At 64.8% G+C, this 20,442-nt stretch carries 22 protein-coding genes; 14 read left to right on the top strand and 8 right to left on the bottom strand.

All coding sequences use genetic code 11. From position 1 onward, the window contains the following. Positions 1-69 precede the first annotated feature (69 nt). Positions 70-930: an alpha/beta fold hydrolase gene (locus SLT36_RS04100; RefSeq protein WP_432288235.1), complete on the bottom strand. Its 861-nt coding sequence runs from the start codon at positions 928-930 to the stop codon at positions 70-72. 203 nt (positions 931-1,133) lie between these two features. Here SLT36_RS04100 and SLT36_RS04095 point away from each other — a divergent pair, with 203 nt between their 5' ends. Next, entirely contained in the window at positions 1,134-2,150 is a 1,017-nt protein-coding gene (locus tag SLT36_RS04095; protein ID WP_432285961.1) for a GlxA family transcriptional regulator, read from the top strand. A 75-nt stretch (positions 2,151-2,225) separates the two neighbouring features. Beyond that, positions 2,226-2,900 (top strand): permease, encoded by a 675-nt coding sequence (locus SLT36_RS04090; protein WP_432285960.1) that lies wholly within the window; start codon positions 2,226-2,228, stop codon positions 2,898-2,900. A 74-nt stretch (positions 2,901-2,974) separates the two neighbouring features. Here the strand turns inward: SLT36_RS04090 and SLT36_RS04085 are convergent, their stop codons facing one another. Next, positions 2,975-3,217 carry a DUF1127 domain-containing protein gene (locus SLT36_RS04085; RefSeq protein WP_432285959.1) on the bottom strand — a complete coding sequence of 81 codons (243 nt, stop codon included), beginning with the start codon at positions 3,215-3,217 and terminating at the stop codon, positions 2,975-2,977. A 189-nt stretch (positions 3,218-3,406) separates the two neighbouring features. Here SLT36_RS04085 and SLT36_RS04080 point away from each other — a divergent pair, with 189 nt between their 5' ends. Then, positions 3,407-4,192, top strand: a complete 786-nt coding sequence (locus tag SLT36_RS04080) for a DUF2189 domain-containing protein (protein WP_432285958.1) — start codon at positions 3,407-3,409, stop codon at positions 4,190-4,192. A 58-nt stretch (positions 4,193-4,250) separates the two neighbouring features. On the opposite strand, the gene SLT36_RS04075 is transcribed toward SLT36_RS04080, so the two are convergent. After that, positions 4,251-4,709: a carboxymuconolactone decarboxylase family protein gene (locus SLT36_RS04075; protein WP_432285957.1), complete on the bottom strand. Its 459-nt coding sequence runs from the start codon at positions 4,707-4,709 to the stop codon at positions 4,251-4,253. 143 nt (positions 4,710-4,852) lie between these two features. On the opposite strand from SLT36_RS04075, the gene SLT36_RS04070 reads away from it, so the two are divergent. Further along, positions 4,853-5,725, top strand: coding sequence for a sigma-70 family RNA polymerase sigma factor (locus SLT36_RS04070; protein WP_432285956.1), 873 nt, complete (start codon positions 4,853-4,855; stop codon positions 5,723-5,725). 84 nt (positions 5,726-5,809) lie between these two features. On the opposite strand, the gene SLT36_RS04065 is transcribed toward SLT36_RS04070, so the two are convergent. Together SLT36_RS04065 and SLT36_RS04060 are read right to left on the bottom strand one after the other, a co-directional pair. After that, positions 5,810-7,042: a serine hydrolase domain-containing protein gene (locus tag SLT36_RS04065; RefSeq protein ID WP_432285955.1), complete on the bottom strand. Its 1,233-nt coding sequence runs from the start codon at positions 7,040-7,042 to the stop codon at positions 5,810-5,812. A gap of 103 nt (positions 7,043-7,145) precedes the next feature. After that, the gene (locus SLT36_RS04060) at positions 7,146-8,585 is read right to left on the bottom strand and encodes an alginate export family protein (protein ID WP_432285954.1); all 1,440 of its coding nucleotides are present in this window, start codon (positions 8,583-8,585) and stop codon (positions 7,146-7,148) included. Positions 8,586-8,914: 329 nt separating this feature from the next. Here SLT36_RS04060 and SLT36_RS04055 point away from each other — a divergent pair, with 329 nt between their 5' ends. The 3 genes from SLT36_RS04055 to SLT36_RS04045 all read left to right on the top strand — a co-directional run bounded on the left by SLT36_RS04055 (position 8,915) and on the right by SLT36_RS04045 (position 11,395). Then, positions 8,915-10,354: an FAD-binding oxidoreductase gene (locus tag SLT36_RS04055; protein WP_432285953.1), complete on the top strand. Its 1,440-nt coding sequence runs from the start codon at positions 8,915-8,917 to the stop codon at positions 10,352-10,354. Positions 10,355-10,538: 184 nt separating this feature from the next. Beyond that, positions 10,539-10,880 carry an ArsR/SmtB family transcription factor gene (locus SLT36_RS04050; RefSeq protein WP_432285952.1) on the top strand — a complete coding sequence of 114 codons (342 nt, stop codon included), beginning with the start codon at positions 10,539-10,541 and terminating at the stop codon, positions 10,878-10,880. Between the two features lie 26 nt (positions 10,881-10,906). Further along, on the top strand, positions 10,907-11,395 hold the full coding sequence (locus SLT36_RS04045; RefSeq protein WP_432285951.1) for an SRPBCC family protein: 489 nt from the start codon (positions 10,907-10,909) through the stop codon (positions 11,393-11,395). 18 nt (positions 11,396-11,413) lie between these two features. Here SLT36_RS04045 and SLT36_RS04040 read toward each other — a convergent pair whose 3' ends face one another. Both SLT36_RS04040 and SLT36_RS04035 read right to left on the bottom strand, forming a co-directional pair. After that, complete coding sequence (locus SLT36_RS04040) at positions 11,414-11,719, bottom strand: hypothetical protein (protein WP_432285949.1); 306 nt, start codon at positions 11,717-11,719, stop codon at positions 11,414-11,416. A 78-nt stretch (positions 11,720-11,797) separates the two neighbouring features. Beyond that, complete coding sequence (locus SLT36_RS04035; protein ID WP_432285948.1) at positions 11,798-12,700, bottom strand: LysR family transcriptional regulator; 903 nt, start codon at positions 12,698-12,700, stop codon at positions 11,798-11,800. A gap of 136 nt (positions 12,701-12,836) precedes the next feature. Between SLT36_RS04035 and SLT36_RS04030 the strand changes: the two genes are divergently transcribed. From SLT36_RS04030 to SLT36_RS04000, 7 genes are all read left to right on the top strand, one after another. After that, entirely contained in the window at positions 12,837-14,018 is a 1,182-nt protein-coding gene (locus SLT36_RS04030) for an MFS transporter (RefSeq protein ID WP_432285947.1), read from the top strand. A gap of 108 nt (positions 14,019-14,126) precedes the next feature. Then, positions 14,127-14,960: an aldo/keto reductase gene (locus SLT36_RS04025; RefSeq protein ID WP_432285946.1), complete on the top strand. Its 834-nt coding sequence runs from the start codon at positions 14,127-14,129 to the stop codon at positions 14,958-14,960. A gap of 240 nt (positions 14,961-15,200) precedes the next feature. Then, positions 15,201-15,641 carry a glyoxalase superfamily protein gene (locus SLT36_RS04020; RefSeq protein WP_432285945.1) on the top strand — a complete coding sequence of 147 codons (441 nt, stop codon included), beginning with the start codon at positions 15,201-15,203 and terminating at the stop codon, positions 15,639-15,641. Positions 15,642-16,113: 472 nt separating this feature from the next. Next, the gene (locus tag SLT36_RS04015) at positions 16,114-16,881 is read left to right on the top strand and encodes an ABC transporter substrate-binding protein (protein ID WP_432285944.1); all 768 of its coding nucleotides are present in this window, start codon (positions 16,114-16,116) and stop codon (positions 16,879-16,881) included. Between the two features lie 78 nt (positions 16,882-16,959). Beyond that, entirely contained in the window at positions 16,960-17,637 is a 678-nt protein-coding gene (locus SLT36_RS04010) for an amino acid ABC transporter permease (RefSeq protein ID WP_067955897.1), read from the top strand. A 30-nt stretch (positions 17,638-17,667) separates the two neighbouring features. Then, entirely contained in the window at positions 17,668-18,798 is a 1,131-nt protein-coding gene (locus SLT36_RS04005) for an aminotransferase class V-fold PLP-dependent enzyme (protein ID WP_432285943.1), read from the top strand. A gap of 65 nt (positions 18,799-18,863) precedes the next feature. Continuing rightward, positions 18,864-19,220, top strand: coding sequence for a potassium channel family protein (locus SLT36_RS04000; protein ID WP_432285942.1), 357 nt, complete (start codon positions 18,864-18,866; stop codon positions 19,218-19,220). A gap of 12 nt (positions 19,221-19,232) precedes the next feature. On the opposite strand, the gene SLT36_RS03995 is transcribed toward SLT36_RS04000, so the two are convergent. Beyond that, entirely contained in the window at positions 19,233-20,420 is a 1,188-nt protein-coding gene (locus SLT36_RS03995) for a chloride channel protein (protein WP_432285941.1), read from the bottom strand. Positions 20,421-20,442 lie beyond the last annotated feature (22 nt).

The following is a 20,442-nucleotide window of genomic DNA, read 5'->3' as shown; positions in this document are numbered from 1 at the left end:
GTCTGGCCCAAGGCGCGCCCGGCGGAACCGGGCGCTTCACCGGACGCTTCCGGGCGATGTGCCTGCACCTCAGCGCGGCGCAGCACTGTTCTTGGCGATGGCCGGGATGACGATGCCCCAGTCGTCCTCATGAAGCTCATGGCCGCCGCCTTCGACGACGACATATGTCGAGCCCTTGACCGCGTCGGCGATCGCCTTGCCGTGGACGATCTGGAAGATCGGGTCGGCAGTGCCATGGATAACGGTAAGCGGCATGTTCAGGCCGGGAAGCTTGCCCTTCACCGCTTCGCCGCCGGCGAGCATGAAGTGGTTGGTCGCCGAGAGGTAGCCACCGGAGCGATCGTAGTCACGTTCGATGAAGGAAAGAGTCTTCACCGCGTCATGCGGATGGGTAGTGCTTGCGATCACCCGGGCCTCGCCGGCAATGAAGCCGGTCGCCTGGGCGCGGTCCGACCAGTCGACGCTTTCGCCCGTCGCGGCATGCTCCATGTATGCAGGGCTCGGCGGCGGCAAGTCGAGATCGAGGCCGATGGGCGTCGTCGACACCAGCGTCAGCGAGGCGACGCGGCCAGGCGCCGAGAGCGCCAGGATCTGGGCGATCATGCCACCGAGCGACATGCCGACGACATGAGCCTTTTCGATGCCGTAGGCGTCGAGCACAGCGATGGCGTCTTGGGCCATGTCGTCCATCGAATAGGGTGGCTTGCCAGGCGCGAACTTGGTCGACAACCCGGTGTCCCGGTTGTCGTAGCGGATGACATAGCGGCCGCTGGCAGCGATCTGGCGGCAGAAATCCTCCGGCCACCACAGCATCGAGGCCATGGCGCCCATGATCAGCAGCACGGGCGGCGCCGAAGGATCGCCGAAGGCTTCGGTGACAATCTCGACGCCATTGGCACGGACGGTCTTTGTGGTGGTTTCGCTGGCCATCGCCTTACTCCCCGGGGTTGCGCCGAAAACGGCGAGCGCTGCTGCGGAGAGCAGGAAGCGGCGCCGGCTGGTCGTGTTGATCTGATCTGGCATTTCGATCTCCTCGCGCCCGCTGGGCGGCTTGGACGGACACTAGGGACGTCGAAGTCGGATCGCGAGAGCGATACTGGACAAAAACGAGGCATACGTGCCACTGATGGCACATGAAAACCCAGGCCGACCCCCTCCGCATCAGCCTGCTTGCCTTGCCGCAGACGACACCGGCGGCGGTATACGGGCTGTTCGAGGTGCTGTCGGCCGTGGGCTCGATCTGGGACAGGCTGACCGGGCAGCAGACCAGGGCACGGCGCATCTCAGCCGAGATCGTGGCACGAAGCAAGGAGGCGTTCACCTGCGCCATCGGCACACCGATCCAGCCACATGCGACATTCGCCGACACAGAGAATACAGACGTGGTGATCGTCACCGACCTGGCGCTGCCGCTCGAGGGTGGCGCGGCGCTCGGATGGGGCGATGAGATGGAATGGGTCCGGGCGCAGCTGTCCGCCGGCGCCACCATCTGCTCGGTGTGCACAGGCTCGATCTTCCTCGCCGAGGCGGGGCTGCTCGACGGCAAGGACGCAGCCTCGCATTGGATCGCCGCCGACATCTTCCGCGACAACTATCCATTGGTGCGATTCCGGCCCGAGCGCATCGTCTGCGACATGGACCCTGAGGGACAGCTGATCACCACCGGCGGCGCGTCGTCCTGGGAAGACCTCGCACTGCACCTCATCGCGCGCTACAGCGGCAGGGAGGAAGCAGCGCGCATCGCAAAAGTGTTCCTGCTCGGCGACCGCAGCGACGGCCAGTTGCCTTTCGCCGCGATGGCCAAGCCCAGGCGCCACGAGGATGCGGCGATCGGCAGCTGCCAGCTCTGGATCGCCGACAACTACGCCTGCGCCAATCCGGTGACGCGCATGGTCGCCGAAAGCGGCCTGCCCGAACGCACCTTCAAGCGCCGCTTCAAGGCGGCGACCGGCTACACGCCTGTCGATTATGTGCAAAGCCTGCGCATCGAGGAGGCCAAACAGATGCTGGAGGCCACCGCTGACGCGACGGACGAAATCGCCGAGACAGTCGGCTACGAGGATCCCGCGTTCTTCCGCCGGCTGTTCCGGCGCCATACCGGCATTACGCCGGCGCAATACAGGCAGCGGTTTCGCCTGAAGCGGTTGTAGCGGCCACCCGGGCCTTCCCTTCACCTATTCCCGCCGTCATCATGCCGCGCGGACCACTCTGCGAAGGAGCGACGCATGGACTTCATGCGACTGCTGAAATCGATCGAGGAACTGCTCTACGAGGTCGTGTCGTGGCTGCTGTTTTACCCGCTGACGATGTGGCGAGCATTGCGCGATCCCGACAAGATGATGCGCTATGCCAATGTCGAGCTGTCCGACGACGTGGAAGAGCAGTACCAGGACACGATGAGCCCGCCGATGTTCCTGCTACTGACGCTGCTGATCGTGCATGGCCTGGAGCTCGGTTTCATCAGCGATCGTTCCTGGGTGGCGCCGTCGATGCTCGCCAGCGACTCCAACCTTCTGATCTTTCGCGCCGTCGTCTTCAGCGTCTTCCCGCTGCTGATGGCGGTGAAGCTGTTGCGCTTTCGCGGCGCCCGGATCGACAGGGCAACCTTGAAGCCGCCGTTCTACAGCCAGTGTTATGTCGCCGCACCCTTCGCCCTCGGCGTCAGCCTGGCGGGCGTGGTGTGGCGCGTCCACAACAGCATCGCGAGCGTCGCGGCGCTGCTGCTGCTGGTCGTTGCCGTCGTCTGGTACGTGACGGTGGAAACGCGCTGGTTTGCCCGCAATCTCGACCTCGATCTCGGCCGCGCGCTGCTCAGCGTCGTTGTCAGCGTGCTGCAAGGTCTGGCAGCCATGCTGATCGTCGGCACGGCCATCGCCCTGACGCAGGCGCCAGGGACCTAACGCGACGGCCATCGCCGTCGCGGCATGCCGGCCCGGCGACCGCCACCCCGCGACGTGTTGCCCGCGACGGTTCGTTATCGCATCGATTGCAGTCTGGTCATGAGACCAGCCTCGACGTCGAGGCTGGGAATGGCATCAACGGCAGGGTAGCCGATGTCCTTCATCTGCTCCGGGCTGAGTGCCGCGATGATCCGCCGGCTCTGGGCACGGCGATACCACAACTCGGCTGCCGCGATACGGCGTGCAGTTGCCTGGAGAAACCGGATCGTCAGATCCGCCGTCCGCTGTCCGTGGCTGGAATGCACTGAGTAAGCCATCTCGGCCTCCCGTCTACTGACATGACCCGGCGAGCTTGCCATGCAGGCGTGAGTGCAGCGTGTTCGACACGTGAACGAGACGTCTAATGCGGAAACACTCCCGCATTGATCTCGATCAATGCGGGAAGTCGCGTTGCCACGCAGATAGATCACTGCGGGTCGGATGCAGCGCGGGGCGAGGGAGGACGAATGGCGGATATGGACACCCACGCCAGGCGCCCGGCCAGGCCGCCGGAAGTGCGCGCACTGACCGTAGCCGACATCAGGCAGAGCCTGGCGGAGGGCGCCGCCGACTTCGCCCGGAGCCCGCGCATCGGGCTCGCCATTGCGCTGGTCTTCGTGGTGATCGGCTTGGCAATTACAACGTCCCTGCTGGTGCTGCACGCCCCATGGCTGATCTATCCGTTCGCGATCGGCTTCCCGCTGGTCGGGCCCTTCGCCGCCGTCGGATTCTATGAGGCAAGCCGCCAAATGGAGGCCGGGCACCAGCCAACGCTTGGACAGGTCCTCAACGTGATCTGGGCCCAGCGCCGACGCGAAGTGTCGTGGATGGCTTTCGTCATGCTGTTCGTGTTCTGGGTCTGGATGTACCAGATCAGGCTGCTGATGGCGCTGATTCTCGGCCGCATGTCCTACGCCACGCTCGACCGCTTCGCCGATCTTGTGTTGACCACCAACCAGGGCTGGATCTTCCTCGGTATCGGCCATATCGAGGGTGCGGCACTGGCGCTGGTACTGTATTCCATCACGGTCATCTCAATCCCGATACTGCTCGACCGCGAAATCGACTTCGTCACCGCCATGCTGACATCGATCCGCGCGGTGCTGGCGAGCCCGCTTGTCATGCTCGGCTGGGGCTTGGTGGTGACGGTTGCGGTGCTGGCAGCCTGCTTGCCCTTTTTTCTCGGCCTCCTGGTGGTGCTGCCGGTGCTGGGCCATGCTACCTGGCATCTTTATCGCCGCGCGGTGGTTTAGCGTACCTGTCCCTCACCCTTCGACAGGCGCAGGATGAGGGAGCGCACGACGTGAACCGTCAGTTCCAGGCAGCGCCCGCGACCTGCCGCACCGCGGCATTGAGGCGGTTCCAGACGTTGATCGCCGCGATGCAGAGAAGCAGCGCCGAAATCGTCTTCTCGTCATAGTGGCTGACAGCCTCTTCCCAGACATCGTCCGGCACCGGGTCGGACTTGTCGGCGATGCGGGTGACGGCTTCGGTAAGCGCCAGTGCGGCGCGCTCGGCCGGCGTGAACCAGGGCGTGTCACGCCAGGCGGCGACGGCGAAGATGCGGTCATCCTTCTCGCCCAGCTTTCTCAGTTCGAGCGAATGCATGTGCACGCACACGCTACAGCTGTTGATCTGGCTGGCGCGCAGGTGGACCAGCTTGCGCGTCACTTCGGGCAGGCCATCCCTCTCGGTCACCTTGTTGAGCGCAAACAGCGCCTGCATGGCTTCGGGCAGGACGATGGCGGGGTTGGTCATACGAGCTTGCATGGGAATTCTCCTCGAATCTCAGTTGTTGTTCCGGCTTTACGCCTGACGTTATTGACGCCGCTGCCCTTGAACCGGTCTCGTGTCACATCGGCCGGGATTCGTTCGTCATGGCCTTGACGGAACAGCAGCAGGGAATGTGACCGATGAACGAAGAGAATTTTCTGGCCGACAAATTTGCAGAGAAGCGCGGCCATCTCCGGGCCGTCGCCTACCGCATGCTGGGCTCGGCCAGCGAGGCCGAGGACGCGGTGCAGGAGACCTGGCTGCGCCTGGCGCGCACCGACACCGACGACATCGACAATCTCTCGGGATGGCTGACGACAGTGGTGGCGCGCGTCTGCCTCGACATGCTGCGCCGGCGCAAGTCGCGGCGCGAGGAGCCGCTCGACACCGAAGGGCCCGACGAGATTGCCGACGATGCCCCTGCCGTCGATCCCGAACGCGAGCTGGCGATGGCCGACGCCGTCGGCCTGGCACTGCTGGTGGTACTGGAGAAGCTGGCACCGGCCGAGCGCATCGCTTTTGTACTGCACGACATGTTCGACCTGTCCTTCGACGACATAGCGCCCATCATCGAGCGCACGCCGGTCGCAGCCCGTCAGCTCGCGAGCCGGGCCCGGCGCCGGGTCCAGGGCAGCGACGAAACGCGCGCCCCCGACCGGACACGCCAGCGGCAGGTTGTCGACGCTTTTCTCGTTGCATCGCGCGGCGGCGATTTCGCCGGCTTGCTTGCCGTGCTCGATCCCGACGTCGTGTTCCGCGCCGATGCCGTTGCCGCACATCTCGGTTCCATTGCCGAGCTGCGCGGAGCGCACGCGGTGGCCGGCAACTTCAACGGCCGGGCGCAGGCCGCTCTGCCCGCCCTCGTCAACGGCGCGATCGGACTGGTGGTCGCCCCCATGGGCAAGATCAAGGTGGTGCTGCTTCTCACCGTCGACGGAGACAGGATCGTTGGCATCGACGCTGTCGCCGATCCGGAGCGGATGTCGCAGCTGGACGTGGTGATGCTCGGCTAGCCGGCAACCTGAAAGCGGCGACCTGTCCGCAAACGCCGCACCGGCCAACCCATCCAGGGTTGGCCGGAGCGCGGCTCGCTTGCCTTACTGCTTCATCAGATAGCGGGCCACCGCTTCATAGGCCGGCAGCGAAGTCGGGTCGTTGGCAGCGTTCCCCGCCGTTGGATGCGAGGCGAAGCGGGCGATGACGACACGCGCCTTGGGGTCGATGTAGAGCGCCTGGCCATGCACCCCGCGCGCCATGTAGGCGCCGTGGTCGTTGTTGGAGATCCACCACATGCCGCGATAGCTCCAGCCCTTGAGCAACTGATAGCCAGCCTTTTCGAACGCCGACTTGTCGCCGCCGGCGCGGATGCGGGCGATCGCCGCCTCGGGTATCAGGCGCTGGCCGTTGACGACGCCGTCGTCGAGAAGCAGCTCGCCCAGCCGTGCCATGTCGCGCAGGCCGGCGTTGAAACCACCGCCGGCAAAGGGCGTGCCGGTGGAATCGACGGTGTAGTAGGCGTCCTGCTCGGCCCCCATCTTGCTCCAGATCCGCTCCGACATGAACTGGGCGACGGATTTGCCGGTGACACGCGCGACGATCCAGCCAAGCGCGTCGGTGTTGATGGTCTTGTATCCGAAGGCCGAGCCGTGCTCGCCTTCCTTGCGCACCGTCTGCAGATATTCGAAGTAGCTGCGCGGCCCGGTATAGCCCTCTGGCTTGGGCAACGGACTGCCGGCCGCCGAATAGGTCCAGACGTCGGCGTCGGGGTCGGCGTAGTCCTCGCTGTAGCGCAGGCCGGTGGTCATCTCCAGCACCTGCTTGACGGTGGCGTCGCCGAATGCGCTGTTGGCGAGCTCGGGCACGACCGATGCCACCTTGGCGTTCTCGTCGAGCTTGCCTTCAGCGACCAGAACCTCGCCGAGCAGGCCGGTAAGCGACTTGGTGACCGACATCGCGCCGTGCTGGCCGGCATCGCCGAGGCAGCCGAAATAGCGCTCGTAGACGATCTTGCCCTCATGCAGGACAACGATGCCGTCGGTGTAGTTGGCGGCGAGCGACTGCTCCCAGGTCATCTCGGGGCCGCCGCCGAGCGGGGTGAACGTCACCGCGTCGATGGTCTCATCCGGCTTGCGTTCAAGCAGAACCGGCGCGCCAAGCCCGCGGCTGACATTGACTGTCGGCATCAGCTGGCGAAAGTTGCAGACGGTCCAGCGCATCTTGGGGAAGCTGAAATAGTCCGGATCGGTGAATCGGATGATCTTGTCGGCCGGTGGCGGCGAACCGACCATCCAGCCGAGCCTGACGGGATCGGACTCGGCGGCTGACGGCACTTTTGCCTCCTGTGCATGGGAGATCGACGGTGTCGCCCCGGCAAGCACTGCCGCAACGAGCGCGACAAACGCGAAGCAGGCCGGTCTTGTACACGTCCCGGGCTCAGAAATTGACGACCACATTGACGAAGCCTCCTGTCCAGACTGGTGCATCGAAACTGACGACGGAGTCGGCTCCGGGACCCGGAAATGAAACGCTGAACCCGGCGGTCAGATAGGTGTTGGGGTTCAGCACGCGGTTGTATTCGAGGAAGATGTCGTCCGAGAGGTGCTTGGCAGAGACGCCCGCAACCGGATTGGGAACGCCGTTGATGATCTCGAGATGCGTGCCCTGACCGAACTGGATCGGGCTGCGCAGCTCGTTGGCGCTGATATGGGCATAGCGCAAGGTCAGCGTGTCGCGCTCGGTCGGCGTGACGCGCAGGCTGAGCTGATGGGCGTTGACGTTCGAATTGATGAACACCATCGACGACTTCGACCCGGTCGACCAGGAACTCGGACTGCCCTCGTAATAGAGCGGGTCGAAGCGTTCGAGCCGCGACGTCGACGGATCATCGCCCGAGAAGGTCTGGTACGAATAGGAGATCGTCGGCGCCCAGGAGTATTCGGCGAAGGTGTAGCCGACCTGGATGCGACCGCCCCACGCCCGCATGTCGATGTCTTCGTTCCATTGATAGGCGAAATCACCGGCGACGAAGAAATTTTCGAAGCTGTCGCCGAACGGAATGGCCCGGCCATAGACATTGACGAAGTTCAGGCCCTCACGACCATTGGCAACAAGCGTCGGTGCGCCAACGCCGCCGGGGGCTGCCTGGGGGTAAGGCGAGTCGGACTTGAGCACATGGCCAAAGGTCAGGCCGGCAAAGCTGTTGTTTTCGCCGTCATAGCGAAAATCACCGCCGGCGATTCTGGTGTGGCTGTCGCTCTCGTTCTGCTCATTGGCATCGAGATAGAAGGCCGTGCCCGTGAAATTATCAAAACCGAAGCGGCCGATCGATGCCATTTCCCAGGCCTTGCGAGGGCCAAGCTTGAGCGCGCCGCGATCAAAACCGCTGGATCCGCCATTGGCGAGCAGCATGCCGGTACCAGCCTTGAACGCGCGCGGCCCGACCGACAGATCGAAGGACGGATCGCTCTTTTCGTCCGACCGCAGGCCGAGATAGCCTTCTTCGAGTGTGATGCGGCCGGTGTTGCCGGTTGCGTAGGCATCGATGCCGAGCGTGCCCGAGGCGACGGCCGAGACCTTGCCATAGGCCACTACCCCACCGAGCTCCTGGGTGAAGCTGAGCCCTGGCAGGATGTAGCCTTCGAGCCAGGTCTTGTTTGAATCGAAACCGGCCGACGGCGCGAATGAATCGGCGTAGTTCCAGAACACATTGTGCTCGGCGACTACGTTCAGACCAGCCTGCAGATGCATGCGAATGGCCAGCCCGTCATGGTCGAGGAGCATCATGCGGTCGTCGGCCGCGAGCGCCTGATGGCAGGTGAGAAGGCTTGCAAGCAGCGGTGTTCCCGCCCCTGCCCAGCCAACAAGCCTGGGCATCCGCAGCCTGGAATTCAGCTTTTGTCTACCAGCACCAACTTGCAGCGCCCTCTTGTCGATGTCGCTGCCCCTGCACCCCATCGTTTGATTGGTCTCCGATTTCGCCGGGTTCGAAGCACTCAGTTAGCTGAGCTGTTTGACACTATGGCGACTGGGATTCGTTACGGCAAGACGCGAAGCCGACCGGCACGGTTCGGGCGGCGACGCCGCATGCCAATCACTTTTCCGCAACAGGCCCGCCCTTGTTCTTGTCCATCGAACGGCTCAGGCGCACAATCGATGGCTTGCGGTGCAAGAGGAGGCCTTTTCTCTGAGCGGAGGAAAGCTCCATGAACGACCTGAACCTCACGACCCTTGACGGCGGGCTGGCGACGGTGAGCGCGCCTGTCCTCGATGCTTTCGCAGCAAGCCTGCGTGGCCAAGTGCTGAATGCCGGCGATGCCGGCTATGACGACGCGCGTACCGTCTGGAACGCCATGATCGACCGTCGCCCCGGCCTTGTGGTGCGCTGTATCGGCGCCAGCGACGTCATCGCCGCGGTCAAGTTTGCGCATGACAACAAGCTGCTGGTCTCGGTGCGCGGCGGCGGCCACAACATCGCCGGCAGTGCCGTGTGCGACGGCGGCCTCATGATCGATCTCTCCCAGATGAAATCGGTACGTGTCGACAGGGTCGCGCGGCGAGCCTGGGTCGAGCCGGGCGCTATCCTCGCCGATGTCGACAAGGAGACGCAGGCATTCGGCCTTATCGTGCCGACCGGCATCAACTCGACGACAGGCATTTCGGGGCTGACGCTGGGCGGCGGCTTCGGCTGGACAACACGCAAGCTCGGCCTGACCATCGACAATCTGCTGTCGGCCGACGTGGTGACGGCGGATGGCGAACTGGTGCGGGCAAGCACGGCCGAGCATCCCGACCTGTTCTGGGCGATACGCGGCGGCGGCGGCAATTTCGGCGTCGTCACCGCCTTCGAGTTCAAGCTGCACAAGCTGGGTCCGCAGGTGCTGTCCGGGTTGGTCGTGCATCCTTTCGAGGAGGCCAAATCGGTGCTTCGGCAATATCGCGAGGCGCTCGAGGACGCGCCCGACGAGCTGACCTGCTGGACCGTCATGCGTCAGGCGCCGCCGCTGCCGTTCCTGCCGGCGCAATGGCACGGCAAGGAGGTGCTGGTGCTGGCGATGTGCTGGTGCGGCGAGCTCGAGGCCGGCGAGAAGGCGACCGCTGCCTTGCGCGGCATCGGCCAGCCAATCGTCGACGTCGTCGGGCCGAACCCGTTCGCCGGATGGCAGATGGCGTTCGATCCGCTGCTTGCGCCCGGCGCGCGCAACTACTGGAAGAGCCACGACTTCATCGATCTGGAAGATACCACCATCGACATGCTCGACAGCGCGATCCGTGCCTTGCCGGGGCCGGAATGCGAAATTTTCGTCGGCCATGTCGGCGGCGCTGCCGGGCGGGTGGCGACCGATGCGACGGCTTTTCCGCAGCGCAATTCGCACTTCGTCATGAACGTGCATGCGCGCTGGCGCGAAGCGTCGATGGACAAGGCCTGCATCGGCTGGGCCCGCAACATCTATGAAGCGACGCGGCCGCAGGCTGTCGGCACCGCCTACATCAACTTCATGCCGGCTGATGAGGCCGATCGTGTCGAGGCGGCTTATGGCGCCAACTACAGCAGGCTGCTCGAAGTGAAGCGCAAATACGACCCCGACAACATGTTCCGCATGAACCAGAACGTTCACGCCAAGAAGACGCGCAAGGCGGCGTGACGCGTTTCTGCCGCCTGTGCTGAGAGCCCACGGGCACGGACGTGCTCGACGAGGCTCCCACCCTGGATCCTTCCCCAAAAAAGGGGAGGGATAGGTCGGCGTTGCGCCTGCCTTTTCTCGGCCAAGCTTGACGGGCTCTCTCATTCTATATAACCTTTTAGTTATAGAATGAGAGAGCAGCACCATGACCCCGTCCGAACGCCTTGACGCGACCTTTACCGCACTGGCCGATCCGACACGGCGGGCGATCCTGGCGCGACTGATGACCGGCGAGGTTTCGGTGATGGAGCTGGCCGAACCCTTTGCCATGAGCCAGCCGGCGATTTCAAAACATCTCAAGGTGCTGGAGCGCGCCGGGCTGATCTCGCGCGGCCGCGACGCCCAGCGCAGGCCTTGCCGCATCAAGGGCGAGGCGCTGGCAGAAGTGACCGGCTGGCTCGACGAGTACCGAAAGGTCTGGGAGGGCAACTACAAGCGTCTCGACGCGCTGCTCGCCGATCTGCAGGCGAACCAGGGCAAAGCCTGAAGCGGAAGCGAGGAGAAGAAACGACGATGAGCCACAGACTGGAAGTGACGACGCCGAGCGACCGTGAGATCGCCATGACGCGTGTGTTCGACGCGCCGCGCGAGCTGGTGTTCGACTGCTGGACAATTCCCGCTTTGCTGAAACGCTGGATGACCGGGCCCGACGGCTGGTCGTTTGCCGTCTGCGAGATCGACCTCAGCGTCGGCGGCAGGTACCGCTTTGTCTGGCGCCACGACGACGGCCGAGACATGGGCATGACCGGAACCTATCGCGAGATCGCCCGGCCGGAAAGGATCGTCAGCGTCGAGCTGTTCGACATGGACTGGACCGACGGTGAGGCGCGCTCGACCCTGGTGCTGACCGAAAGGGACCGCCGCACCATTTCTGTCAACACCGTGCTCTACAGCTCCCGCGAGGCCAGGGACGGCGCGATCGCCATCGGCATGGCCAAGGGCGTCGAGGCCGGATACGACAGGCTCGACGGGGTGCTGGCCGAGCAGGTGGCAGCGCGGTAGCTGACGGGCGACTGTCGCTCAGCGGCAGACGCGGCGATAGATGTTTCCGTAGAGCTCGATCTGGCAGTTCGACTTCATCACCGGAATTTCGGGCCGCTGCATCTGCGGTATCACGATCTGGCGGTCCTGCTCACGCAGCCGCTGCTGCTCGGCCTGGAAATCGGCGCGGCCTTGCCGGCTTTGCAGGATCTGCAGCTCGTTGATGCGGCCTTCGCGGGCAAGCTGGTTTTGGTCGGGCTGGCCGGGCAGGTCGATGGCATGCGCCTGCATTACGCCGGCAAGCAGAATGCCCGCCACCATCAGAGCCCGTTTCGATCTCGCCATCTTCGCCACCAGCACATTTTCCGCGCGAAACAACCGCGCCTCACGAAGGTAGTGCGCCTATCCGCCGAAACAATGGCGTTAGCCTGTGCGCGACTTATCGGCGAGGAAATCGATGAAAGCGCGGATGCGCGCGGCAAGGTGACCATGGCCGGCGAAAACGGCGTGGATCATCTCTATGTCCTCGGGGTTGTAGGCTTCGAGCACCGGCACTAGCGTGCCGGCGTCGATGTCGGCCTGGACCTGGAAGCGGCCGCTGCGGATCAGGCCGACGCCGTCGAGGCAGAGCCGGCGCAGGCTTGGGCCGTTGTTGGCAAGCAGGTTGCCGCCGATGCGCTGTGCGAAGGTCTCACCGGTTGCCGGGTCGCAAAACATCCATTCGTCGCGGTTGCGCAGGAAGTTGAAGCGCAGGCAGTTGTGGCCAACCAGATCGGCCGGTCTTTCCGGCACGCCACGCCTTTCCAGATAGGCAGGCGAGGCAACGACGACGCGGCGGATTTCCAGAATCTTGCGCGCCTTCAGCGATGAATCGCGCAGCTTGCCGGACCGGATGGCGATGTCGGCGCGCTCTTCGTAGAGGTCGATGACGCTGTCGGTCAGCGACAGGTCGAGTTCGACCTCGGGATAAAGCGCCAGAAACTCGGCGATGTGGGGCACGACATGGCTGGCGCCGAAAGCGACCGAGGCGCTGACCCTGAGCAGGCCGCGCGGCACCGCGTTCGCGCCGCCGGCGACGATACGTTCGGCCTCCTCGATCTCGCCGAGGATGCGGGCGGCGCGATCGAGATAGACTTCACCTTCCGGGGTGAGCTGCAGGCTCCGCGTCGAACGCACGACGAGGCGGGTGCCCAGCCTGTCCTCGATGCGCGTGATCAGCTTGCTGACCGCCGACGGCGACAGGCCGAGCTGCCGGCCGGCGGCGGAGAAGCTCTTCAGCGAGACGGCCCGGACGAAGACCTCCATCTCACCGGCGCGATTGTCCATGACTGGCCTCTTATGAATCAAATTCACAAGTATTCGTCCATCATCGCGCATTATTGCGCAAGTGCCCTTGCCCCATATGCAGCCACGGATCAACCGCGGCGCAGGCCGCCCATTCAACTCGGGAACGGTGCACGACATGCCCCTAGCCATCTTCGCGCTCACCATCGCCGCCTATGCGATCGGCACGACCGAATTCGTCATCGTCGGGCTGTTGCCGACGGTGGCCCAGGATCTTCACATCACTCTGCCGCTCGCCGGCCTGATCGTCAGCGTCTACGCGCTGGGCGTCACTTTCGGCGCGCCGGTGCTGACGGCACTTACCGGCCGGATCGAACGCAAGCCGCTGCTGCTCGGGCTGATGGCGCTGTTCGTCGTCGGCAACACGGCGGCAGCGCTGAGCCCCAGCTACGAGCTGCTGCTGGTCGCGCGCGTGCTGTCGGCCTTTGCCCATGGCGTGTTCTTCTCGGTCGGCGCCACCATTGCCGCCGATCTGGTGCCGGAAAACCGCCGCGCCTCGGCGATCGCCATGATGTTCATGGGCCTGACGGTGGCGATCGTCACGGGTGTGCCGCTCGGCACTTTCATCGGCCAGACCTTCGGCTGGCGCGCCACCTTCTGGGGCGTCTCGCTGCTCGGCGTCATCGCCTTCGTCGGTATCGCTGCCCTGCTGCCCTCGACCCTCAACAAGGCCGCACCGTCCAGCCTGCTCGACCAGGTCCGCGTGCTCGGTTCCGGCCGGCTGCTGCTGGTGTTTGCAATGACCGCGCTCGGTTATGGCGGCACCTTCGTCACCTTCACCTATCTCGCCTCGATCCTAGAACAGGTCACCGGCTTCCAGGCTTCGAGCGTCAGCCTGATCCTGGTGCTCTACGGTCTCGCCATCGCCATCGGCAACATTGCCGGTGGACGCATCGCCGACCGCAACCCGGTCAAGGCGCTGATCGTGCTGTTTGCGTTGCAGACCATGGTGCTGGTGCTGTTTTCCTTCACCGCGCTTTCGCCCGTGTGGACGCTGGCAACGCTGGCAGCACTCGGCTTCCTGTCTTTTGCCAATGTGCCGGGCCTGCAGCTCTACGTCGTGCAACTGGCCAAGGAGCATCGCCCGGGCGCCGTCGACGTCGCCTCGGCGCTCAACATCGCCTCTTTCAATCTCGGCATCGCACTGGGCGCCTGGATCGGCGGCTTGGTTGTCGCCTCGCCGCTCGGCCTTGGCGCCACGCCATGGGTGGGTGCTGTGCTGGTGGCCGGTGCCTTCGTGCTGACGGTATGGAGTGGCGCGCTCGACCGGCGCCAGGAACCGCTGTGCCAACCGGCTTAAGTTGATTGACCGGTTTCACTGCCGACCTACCTAAGGGGCGGAGCCATCCGTCCGAATTTCCCACCGCCCCCAATTTCCTCTCCCCTAACGTCCCTCAAGGAGAACATCATGAAATTCGTTACCGCCAATGGCGCGACAATTCCTGCCCTGGGCTTCGGCACCTTCCGCATGCCCGGCGCAGAAGTCCTCGAAGTGGTGCCTGAAGCGATCCGCAAGGGCTTTCGCCACATCGACACCGCCCAGATCTATGGCAACGAGGCCGAAGTCGGCCAGGCTATCGCCGCCTCGGGCGTGGCACGTTCGGACATCTTCCTGACCACCAAGGTCTGGGTCGACAAGTACCAGCGCGATGCCTTCGTGAAGTCGGTCGACGACAGCCTGAAGAAGCTCCGCACCGACAATGTCGACCTGCTGCTGCTGCATTGGCCGAACGACGCGGTGCCGCTGGCCGAGCAGATCGGCGTGCTGAACGAGGTGAAAAAGGCGGGCAAGGTACGCCATATCGGCGTCAGCAACTTCAACACCACACTGATGGCCGAGGCAATGAAGCTGAGTGACGCCAAGCTGGTGACCAACCAGGTCGAATACCACCCCTACCTCGACCAGACCGCGGTGCTCCAAGCCGCGCGCAAGGCCGGCATGTCGGTCACCGCCTACTACGCCATGGCCGACGGCAAGGTGATCTCCGATCCCGTTCTGAAAGCGATCGGCGCCAGCCACGGCAAGACGGCAGCTCAGGTGGTGCTACACTGGCTGGTGCAGCAGGACGGCGTCGTGACACTGACCAAGACGTCGACGCTGTCGCGCCTGCCCGAGAATTTCGCCATCTTCGATTTCGACCTGTCGGCGGACGAGATGGCGGCGATCCATGCCCTGGCCACACCTGGCGGGCGCATCGTCAGTCCCGGCGGGCTGGCCCCGGTGTGGGACAAAGCCGCCTGACCAGGGGCCGCCTGAACAGGGGCCGCCGACCCGGCCTCCAGCGCGCCCTCATTGACGGCGCGCCCTGTACTTCCTATCTGAGGGCGGTCAAGGGCGGGGAGCCCCTGCCGCCCGCAGCCGCAAGGCCCCGGTGAAGCTTCCCTTCGTAAATTTCGTTTCCCTGTCGATGCGACGGCCGAAGCGGCAATGCGGGCTCCCGACTTTCACCACGCCGTTCGCGCATCGCGAAGGAGCGAAACCATGACCACAGGTCACGACTACAAAACCAATGCCCGCAGGCTGCGCGACGCGCTGGCCAGCGAAGGCATCGCCATCAGCCACGCCAAGGCGCTTGAACTCGTCGCCCGTCAGGAAGGCGTGCGCGACTGGAACACGCTGGCCGCGCGTCCCAACGACACCAGGGCCGAAGTGACCACGGGCGGCGTCCCCTTCGCCGTCGGCGAGGCGGTGTCGGGCACCTTTAACGGCAACCCGGCCAAGGGACGCGTCATCGGCCTCGAGGAGACGATCAAGCCGGATCTCTGGCGTGTCACCGTCGCCTTCAATCCGCCGGTGGACGTGTCGACGTCGAAGCTGTTTTCGTCGGAGCGACGCCGCATCCAGATGGTCGTCGGCGCCGACGGTCGTTCGCGTCGGTTGACCGGCACCGAAACAGGCGTGATGGCGCTCAGCCGCGCCTGACCCCATTACCCTCTCCGCATTCAAGCCGCCGTGGATCGTCAACGCGATCCGCGGCCGTTTTCGTTTGCGCCGGCGCGCCGATGGCCGACCAGCGCCAACGCTGGCTCATCGCAGGGTCGCCCGCCAACACCCTCTGGACAAATTTAAATGCAAATGCAAATATCTTGTGGAGGAGGACGGAGGAGGCATCCGGGCAGGATTTGATCGCGCGCTCGCGCATCGGCAACGATTGCGACGCATTGACGCCCGCCAGGGAAGAACAGGTACATCCGGCCACATTCGGCAGCCGCCGACACGGCGAGCCGCATAAGTCGCGGCGGTGGCCGTGACGGACAAGGAGCCGTCGTTAGCCATATGCCTATGCATACTTAAAGGCTTGATGCAGTGGCTTGCGACCGGCAATCGCGTCGCCTGCCGCATCAATCGATCCAAGGGAGGAAGAAAATTGGCATTCTCTAAACTAGCGGCCGGCATGGCCGTTGCATTTGCGCTCGCACTGGCGGCACCGGCCGTCGCCCAGGAAAAGCTCGTCGTCGGCGCCTACCCCGCCAATCCGCCATGGGAGTTCAAGACCGAAAGCGGCAGCTTCGAGGGTTTCGAGATCGATGTCGCGACAGAGGTCGCCAAGCGCCTGGGGCGTCCGGTCGAATTCCAGGACATGGGCTTCCAGGCGCTCTTCGCCGCCTCAAGCTCGGGCCGCATCGACTTCGCCGTGTCGTCGATCTCGGTCAATAACGAGCGCCTGCAGAACCAGTCCTTCACCCAGCCCTATTATGACGGCGACGGCACGGTCATCGGCCGCGAAGCGTCCGACATCACCGGCCTAGACGGGCTGAAGGGCAAGGTCATCGGCGTCGTCGCCGGCACGACGGGCGAAGCCTGGGCCAAGGAAAACACCGAGAAACTCGGCCTCGCCGAAGTACGCAGCTACAACGCCCAGCAGGACCTTCTGCTCGACATCCAGGCCCAGCGCGTCGATGGCGGTGCCGGTGAACTCGCCGGCTTCCAGTATGCCATGACCAAGACGCCGGGCTTCAAGGTGCTGGTGCGCATTCCCACCGGCGAGCGCTTCGCCATGATGGCGCGCAAGGACCATCCTGCCATCGTCGCCGCCAACGACGCCGTCTCGGCGATGAAGGCTGACGGCACGATGGCCGCGATCCACAAGAAGTGGTTCGGCGTCGAACCGGACGCGGGCACCAGCACGACAACCTCGATGCCGCTGCCCAAGGCCGAGTGAGCCAACGGCTCGACCGGCAAACAGTTGAAACGACGCTGCGGCCCCCAAGGCCGCGGCGTCCCGCGCCCGGACCTCGCCATGGACCTGATCACCACCTTCTTCAACTGGGACATACTGGTCCGCAGTTTTCCGATGCTCATGCGGGGTGTCGGCAACACCATTCTTCTCGGCGTCGCCAGCATCGTCTTCGGCGGCGCGGCCGGGCTGCTCGTCTGCCTGATGCGGCTCTACGGGCCGAAGCCGGTGCGCTACGTCGCCATCGCTTATGTCGATTTCCTCAGGGCGATGCCCATCCTGGTGCTGCTGATCCTGATCTATTACGCGCTGCCCTTCGTCGGCATCCGCTTCTCGTCTTTCACCGCAGCGACGCTGGCACTGTCGCTGGTGCTCTCGGCGTTTACCGCGGAGGTCTGCCGCGCCGGCATCGAAAACGTGCCAAAGGGACAGTTCGAGGCGGCCTCTGCGCTGGGCATCGGCTTCTGGACGACGATGCGCACGGTGATCCTGCCACAGGCGCTGCGTGTCATCATCCCGCCGCTGACCAGCAACTGCGTCTCGATCTTCAAGGACACGGCGCTCGCCTCGGTTGTCGCCATGCCCGACCTGTTGAAGCAGGCGACGGACGCACAGGCGCTGATGGCCAACCCGACCCCGCTGATCGGTGCTGCCGCACTCTATCTCGTCTTCCTGCTGCCGCTGGTCAGGCTGGTGAGCTTCCTCGAGGAACGCGGCAAGCGCCAGATGACGGCGCGCTGAGCCCGCGAAAGCAATACGGAAATCCGCACCATGACAACGCCAGACGGCTCCGCCTACTTCCTCTACCATTCGATCGGTATGTATCCCGGCAAGGCCGAAGCCATGACGGCTGGGTTGTCCGAATTCGCCGCCAGCTGGGGCGCCTTCGACGACGGTCAGTGGATGCGGGCGCTCGGCAAGCGCCAGCGCTTCATCGACCTCTGGAGCGATCTGATCGGAGCGCCGAAGGGAACGCTGACCTCGGCTGAGAACGTCACCACCGCGCTCTACAGCCTGATCGGAGCGCTTTCAGCCCATCATCTTGCCGGTCGCCGCGTGCTGGTGACGGCAGACTGCTTTCCGAGCCTGCATTTCTTGCTCGCCGGTCTTGCGCCGCGCTTCGGCTTCACGCTCGACACCGTGCCAATGCGGGACGGCGAAAGCTGGGTGCAGGACGACGACGTCATCGCATCATGGGGCGCGGACGTCGGCCTGGCGCTCCTGACGCAGGTGACCTCGACTTCTTCGCACCGCTGCGACCTCAACCGGTTTGTGGCCCATGGCCGAGAGATGGGCAGCCTCGTCGGCGTCGACATCACCCAGGGCGTCGGGCTGATCCCGTTCAACGTCGACGCACCGGTGGTCGATTTCACCCTGTCGACGAGCCTCAAATGGCTCTGCGGCACGCCGGGCGCCGGCATCATCCATGTCGCAGAGCCCTTGCTCAGGGAATGCCGGCCCGAACTGCGCGGCTGGTTCAGCCAGGACAACATCTTCTCCTGGGATCTCGACGCCTTCGCCTATGCGCCGGATGCCCGCCGCTTCGACCACGGTACGCCGTCGGCACTGGCCTGCATCGGCTCGGTGCCGGCGCTGGAATGGCACGCAGCGCAGGACAAGACAGCACTGCTCGCCCACAACCGCAAGCTCGGCGCCGCGATCATCGCCAGGGCCGACGAGATGGGCCTGGCGCTTGCCAGCCCGCGCGACGAAAAGCGGCGCGGCGGCAGCATCATGCTGCGCCTGCCCGAGCAAACCGACACGGCGACAATCGTCAACGGCCTGCGCGAACATGGTGTTTTCACCGATTGCCGTGGCCGCATCCTGCGCCTGTCGCCCGGCACCGTCACGACGGAAGCTGGTATCGCGCGGCTGTTCGCCGGGCTGGAGGCGCTGTTGTAATCGGCCGCCGCGCTGGACGGGAGCCGACCGGCTTGCTTTGATGCCCGTCTGGGCGGAGGCAAGCGATGGACCGGCATCCCAAGAAGCACCATGCAATATGGCATCTGACCTCGCTTGCACGCGGCATGCGCGATGCGTTCGCCGATCCGCAGGTCCGCATCCTGCTGGTCGTCACCTCGACGCTCGTCGCCGTGGCGTCCGTCTTCTACGTCTGGATTGAAGGCTGGAGCTATCTGGACGCGATCTACTTCTCGGTCATGACCCTCGCCACCGTCGGCTATGGCGATCTTGCGCCGCACACGGCACTCGGCAAGCTCTTCACCATCTTCTTCGCTCTGGTCGGTATCGGCCTGTTTGTCGTGCTGTGCTCATCGGTCGCCAAGCAGATCATCTTTCGCGTCACGGACGACGAAAACGAATAGAACGCGGCAGCGTCAGTGAGTCACCGGTTTCGGCGCCAGCATGCCGCCGGCATAGCCGAACAGCGCGCCGACGCAGAGCGGCCCGAACAGCGCCGGGTCGACGATGAACAGCATGATCAGCACCGCCGCGATCGGTCGGCCGAGGCCCGCTGCGGTGGCGGCTCCCATGCCCGCCGCGATCGCCACCGACACCTCCATGCCGGGTATCACGGCAAGCGCTGCCGCCCCTGCGGCGGCACCGGCGAAAATGAGCGGGAACATCGCTCCGCCGAGCCAGCCGGTGGACAGGCAGATGCTCAGCGCCAGCACTTTGAGCAGGCCAAGCAGGAGCAACACCGCCATGCCGACGCCGCCTGCCCATGCCAGCATCGGCTCGATTTCGTGGTGTCCTGAAAACCTGAGGATAGGAAACGCCATGGCGAGCAGGCCGAACACGGCCCCACCGATGACCGGCTGCCAGAAGGGCCAGGGCGCGCGGGTCTCGATCGCTTGCTTGAGCATCGGATGCAGGAACAGGAAGGCCATGCCAACGGCAGCGCCGAGGATCGCCGGAACGATCGCCATCATCAGGTCGGTCCCGTCGCCTGCAGGCGCATAGGCCGGCAGCGCGAGGCGGTGCAGACCGCCGTCGAACAGCAGCCGGCCGGCAAGCAGGAAGCCGAGCAGGCCGCAAAGGGCGGCGAGCAGGAGCAGGGCGCGCGGTGCCTGTGGCTTGTCGTCGGCGTAGGCAGCCCCGCCGAGAGGCGAGCCGAACAGGCCAGACAGCGCGCCGGAGACACCTGCCTCGCCGATCACACGCCGTTCGGCATGGCTGCGGCCAAGCACGATGGCAATTGCCGAGGTCATTTCGGCAACCACGGCCAGCAGCCCGGCCTCCGGCCCGATGGCGCCACCGAAGCCGACCGCGACGATTGCCGCAAGCGCGATGAACAGTGCCTTGCGCCTGTGCAGATGGACCGGATCCTGCGCTTCGGCGATCTGCTGGTCGAGGTCGGGGCTGGGGCCGTGCAGCCGGGTCAGGCCGATCAGCACACCGCCGGCGACGGTCACCAGCGGAATATACCAGATGGCATCGCTGATCGACCAGACCGCATGACTGACCTGCTGCATCAGCCACAGCGTCAGCGCCGCTGATATGCCGGCAAGAAGCCCGACACCGGCGGCCAGCAGCACCAACCTGATCACCTGCCGATTGCTCATGCCTGGCCCCTCTCCGTCATAC

It is taken from the genome of Aminobacter sp. BA135 (genome assembly GCF_050859125.1).
GTDB classification, from domain to species: domain Bacteria; phylum Pseudomonadota; class Alphaproteobacteria; order Rhizobiales; family Rhizobiaceae; genus Aminobacter; species Aminobacter ciceronei.
This window is presented reverse-complemented; position numbering and strand designations above follow the sequence as displayed.

What these genes read in the sequence shown, in the direction of transcription:
- SLT36_RS04100 (WP_432288235.1), bottom strand. Translation starts at nt 930, where the DNA reads ATGGCCAGCGAAACCACCACAAAGACCGTCCGTGCCAATGGCGTCGAG.
- SLT36_RS04095 (WP_432285961.1), top strand. Translation starts at nt 1,134, where the DNA reads ATGAAAACCCAGGCCGACCCCCTCCGCATCAGCCTGCTTGCCTTGCCG.
- SLT36_RS04090 (WP_432285960.1), top strand. Translation starts at nt 2,226, where the DNA reads ATGGACTTCATGCGACTGCTGAAATCGATCGAGGAACTGCTCTACGAG.
- SLT36_RS04085 (WP_432285959.1), bottom strand. Translation starts at nt 3,217, where the DNA reads ATGGCTTACTCAGTGCATTCCAGCCACGGACAGCGGACGGCGGATCTG.
- SLT36_RS04080 (WP_432285958.1), top strand. Translation starts at nt 3,407, where the DNA reads ATGGCGGATATGGACACCCACGCCAGGCGCCCGGCCAGGCCGCCGGAA.
- SLT36_RS04075 (WP_432285957.1), bottom strand. Translation starts at nt 4,709, where the DNA reads ATGCAAGCTCGTATGACCAACCCCGCCATCGTCCTGCCCGAAGCCATG.
- SLT36_RS04070 (WP_432285956.1), top strand. Translation starts at nt 4,853, where the DNA reads ATGAACGAAGAGAATTTTCTGGCCGACAAATTTGCAGAGAAGCGCGGC.
- SLT36_RS04060 (WP_432285954.1), bottom strand. Translation starts at nt 8,585, where the DNA reads ATGCCCAGGCTTGTTGGCTGGGCAGGGGCGGGAACACCGCTGCTTGCA.
- SLT36_RS04055 (WP_432285953.1), top strand. Translation starts at nt 8,915, where the DNA reads ATGAACGACCTGAACCTCACGACCCTTGACGGCGGGCTGGCGACGGTG.
- SLT36_RS04050 (WP_432285952.1), top strand. Translation starts at nt 10,539, where the DNA reads ATGACCCCGTCCGAACGCCTTGACGCGACCTTTACCGCACTGGCCGAT.
- SLT36_RS04045 (WP_432285951.1), top strand. Translation starts at nt 10,907, where the DNA reads ATGAGCCACAGACTGGAAGTGACGACGCCGAGCGACCGTGAGATCGCC.
- SLT36_RS04040 (WP_432285949.1), bottom strand. Translation starts at nt 11,719, where the DNA reads ATGGCGAGATCGAAACGGGCTCTGATGGTGGCGGGCATTCTGCTTGCC.
- SLT36_RS04035 (WP_432285948.1), bottom strand. Translation starts at nt 12,700, where the DNA reads ATGGACAATCGCGCCGGTGAGATGGAGGTCTTCGTCCGGGCCGTCTCG.
- SLT36_RS04030 (WP_432285947.1), top strand. Translation starts at nt 12,837, where the DNA reads ATGCCCCTAGCCATCTTCGCGCTCACCATCGCCGCCTATGCGATCGGC.
- SLT36_RS04025 (WP_432285946.1), top strand. Translation starts at nt 14,127, where the DNA reads ATGAAATTCGTTACCGCCAATGGCGCGACAATTCCTGCCCTGGGCTTC.
- SLT36_RS04020 (WP_432285945.1), top strand. Translation starts at nt 15,201, where the DNA reads ATGACCACAGGTCACGACTACAAAACCAATGCCCGCAGGCTGCGCGAC.
- SLT36_RS04015 (WP_432285944.1), top strand. Translation starts at nt 16,114, where the DNA reads ATGGCCGTTGCATTTGCGCTCGCACTGGCGGCACCGGCCGTCGCCCAG.
- SLT36_RS04010 (WP_067955897.1), top strand. Translation starts at nt 16,960, where the DNA reads ATGGACCTGATCACCACCTTCTTCAACTGGGACATACTGGTCCGCAGT.
- SLT36_RS04005 (WP_432285943.1), top strand. Translation starts at nt 17,668, where the DNA reads ATGACAACGCCAGACGGCTCCGCCTACTTCCTCTACCATTCGATCGGT.
- SLT36_RS04000 (WP_432285942.1), top strand. Translation starts at nt 18,864, where the DNA reads ATGGACCGGCATCCCAAGAAGCACCATGCAATATGGCATCTGACCTCG.
- SLT36_RS03995 (WP_432285941.1), bottom strand. Translation starts at nt 20,420, where the DNA reads ATGAGCAATCGGCAGGTGATCAGGTTGGTGCTGCTGGCCGCCGGTGTC.